This window comes from Clostridium sp. LS, from assembly GCF_002760435.1.
Lineage (GTDB): Bacteria > Bacillota > Clostridia > Clostridiales > Clostridiaceae > Clostridium.
In genome coordinates, this window is sequence record NZ_AUUU01000108.1 from 1 (window position 1) to 2,757 (window position 2,757).

A 2,757-nucleotide genomic window follows, 5' to 3' on the forward strand; every position below is an offset into this window, starting at 1 on the left:
GATGCCATTACAAAGACTAATTTATCCGTTTTCTTTGGAATAATATCTTCTTTACCTAAAAGCTTAACAACGTCCGCAACACTTTGAAGTATTCCTCCTGGCCCAAATCTATTAGGCCCAGGACGTTGTTGCAGATAGCCACAAAATTTTCTTTCTAAATAAATTAAAAACATAGCATTTAATAAAACAAAAGCTATAATAGCAATAAAATAAACTATGCTCATAATGATACTCACTAAAGCATTTGGTATTCCTAATACGGAAATCAACCCTTTTATCCAGTCAGTTATATTTATAAATAAATTCTCCATTTTTACCTCCTAATTATCGGTCAATTTCCCCTAATATAGGATCAAGTGATGCGAGTATTGCAACTGCATCTTGAATTGTACTTCCACTCGCCATTTCAGGAAAAGCACCAATATTAACAAAAGATGGACCATGAATATGAATTCGATATGGTTTATCTGACCCATCACTTACCAAGTAATATCCGAGTGTACCTTTAGAACCTTCAATTTGATGATAAATATCTCCTTTGGGCGGTTTTATAAGTCTCGGAACTTTAGCTAGAACAGGACCTTCTTCAATTTGCTCTAGCGCTTGCTTAATTATTTTTATACTCTCTTCCATTTCTCCAATACGCATAATCCATCTTTCGTAACAGTCACCATCTTTTCCGACAATTACTTTAAACTTAAAACGTTCATAAATACCATATGGTGCATCACGCCTTAAATCTAAATCTATACCACATGCTCTAAGATTTGGACCTGTTAAACCATAAGCTAAAGCTCTTTCTCCACTAATTATTCCAACACCTTTAGTTCTAGCTTCAAATATTTCATTGCCAGTAATAATGCGCTGATACTCTATAAAGCTTTTATCCATATCATTAAGAAAATTTCTTAAACTTGGAATAAATTCTTCAGGTAAATCGTAGCTTACTCCACCAATACGCATATAATTTGTTGTCATTCTAGAACCACAAACCATCTCAAATAGATCCAATACTTTTTCTCTATCTCTAAAAAAATACATCCAAGGTGTATGCCCATTTAAATCAAGAGCCATACTCCCTAAAAAAACTTGATGGCTTGCAATTCTCTGCAATTCAGCCATGATTATTCGAATATACTCAGCTCTTTCTGGAACTTCAATACCCATAAGCTTCTCTACTGCTTGTACGTAACCTAATTCATTTAACATTCCAGATAAATAATCCAATCTATCAGTATAAGGTATAAATTGAGTATAAGTTCTGGATTCAGCTAACTTTTCCATACCTCTATGCAAGTATCCTATGACATTTTCAACATTAACAATATGCTCTCCATCTAAAGTAAAAATAGCTCTATATACACCATGAGTACTAGGATGCTGAGGACCAAAATTTAAAGTCATTTCTTCTGTGTGTAAATCTTTATTATGTTCTGTCATTAAATTTCCTCCTTTCTACCTTCGCTTTTCAACCTTAAAATCTTTTCTAAGTGGATGTCCTACAAAATCATCAGGACATAATATCCTTCTTAAATCTGGATGACCAGTAAAATTAATTCCAAATAAATCATAAACTTCTCTTTCCTGAACATTTGCTGATACCCAATACTTGGTTAATGATGGAATTTCAAGTTTTTCATCAAGCTTTACCTTAATTCTAATTAGCTCACGAGTTGTTAATGACATAAAATGATAAACACAGCTTAATTTCTCATCTTCAACTGCTGTTAAATCAACTAAAAAATTAAAACCATAACCTTTTACCTTTTTTATAACATCCATAAATATCTCTAATTCTATATGGATAGCAATCTGCACATTTTCTATAATTTCGATATCTTGCTTATATTCCACTTTTAATTCTGAGATTAGATTTTCACTAGTTTTACTCATTTATCCCTACCTCTTTCGGATGAATAATTTTTTCTTTTAATGTTAAAAGACCATGAATTAAAGCTTCTGGACGTGGAGGACAGCCTGGAATATAAACATCTACAGGTAAAAATGTATCTGCACCAGGTACAACACTATAAGAATCTACAAAAGGACCACCACTAGTTGCACAGCTTCCCATAGCAATTACCCATTTTGGTTCAGGCATTTGCTCATAAATCTTTTTAACTATAGGTGCCATTTTCTCAGTAACTGTTCCTGCAACAATCATTAAGTCTGCTTGCCTCGGTGAAGCACGAAAAACTTCATAACCAAAACGCGCAATATCATAACGAGCACCTCCAGCTGCCATCATTTCAATAGCACAACATGCGAGTCCAAAGGTTAAAGGCCAAAAAGAATGAGCACGAAAATAATTTAAAGTATCATCTAATTTAGTTAAAATAATATTTTTTTCTATTTGCTCTTGAATGTATTTATCTTGATTTGAATTTACTTCCATTCTAATGCCCCCTCTTTCCACGCATACCATAATCCAATGATTAAAATACCTACAAAAATAACCATCTCAAAAAGTGCGAATAATCCTAATGATTTAAATTTCACTGCCCATGGCAATAAAAACACTGTTTCCACATCAAAGAGTAGAAATACAAGTCCGTACATAAAGTAACTAACCTTAAATCTAATCCAAGTTGGTCCAGTGGTTTCAACCCCACACTCATAAGTAGATAATTTTTCTTTATTAGGCTTCTTTGGTCTTACAAAGGAAGCTGTTAATAAAACAACCATTCCAAAGATGAATGAGGCTATAAGAAAAATTCCAATAATCAAATAATCTTGTATCATTTTTATCTCCTTTCA

At 32.9% G+C, this 2,757-nt stretch carries 5 protein-coding genes; all 5 read right to left on the reverse strand.

Features of this window, described 5'->3' with window-relative positions; genetic code table 11:
* On the reverse strand, window positions 1–311 hold a 311-nt coding region (locus COL3_RS21400; protein WP_143327555.1), incomplete at its 3' end, for an NADH-quinone oxidoreductase subunit H.
* Between the two features lie 13 nt (window positions 312–324).
* Window positions 325–1,440 (reverse strand): NADH-quinone oxidoreductase subunit D, encoded by a 1,116-nt coding sequence (locus tag COL3_RS21405; protein WP_008429886.1) that lies wholly within the window; start codon window positions 1,438–1,440, stop codon window positions 325–327.
* 15 nt (window positions 1,441–1,455) lie between these two features.
* The gene (locus COL3_RS21410; protein ID WP_008429887.1) at window positions 1,456–1,893 is read right to left on the reverse strand and encodes an NADH-quinone oxidoreductase subunit C; all 438 of its coding nucleotides are present in this window, start codon (window positions 1,891–1,893) and stop codon (window positions 1,456–1,458) included.
* Window positions 1,886–2,395 carry an NADH-quinone oxidoreductase subunit B gene (locus COL3_RS21415; RefSeq protein WP_008429890.1) on the reverse strand — a complete coding sequence of 170 codons (510 nt, stop codon included), beginning with the start codon at window positions 2,393–2,395 and terminating at the stop codon, window positions 1,886–1,888. Before COL3_RS21415 ends, COL3_RS21410 begins: the two co-directional genes overlap by 8 nt.
* Entirely contained in the window at window positions 2,386–2,742 is a 357-nt protein-coding gene (locus COL3_RS21420) for an NADH-quinone oxidoreductase subunit A (protein WP_008429893.1), read from the reverse strand. The genes COL3_RS21415 and COL3_RS21420 overlap by 10 nt, the downstream gene beginning before the upstream one ends.
* Window positions 2,743–2,757 lie beyond the last annotated feature (15 nt).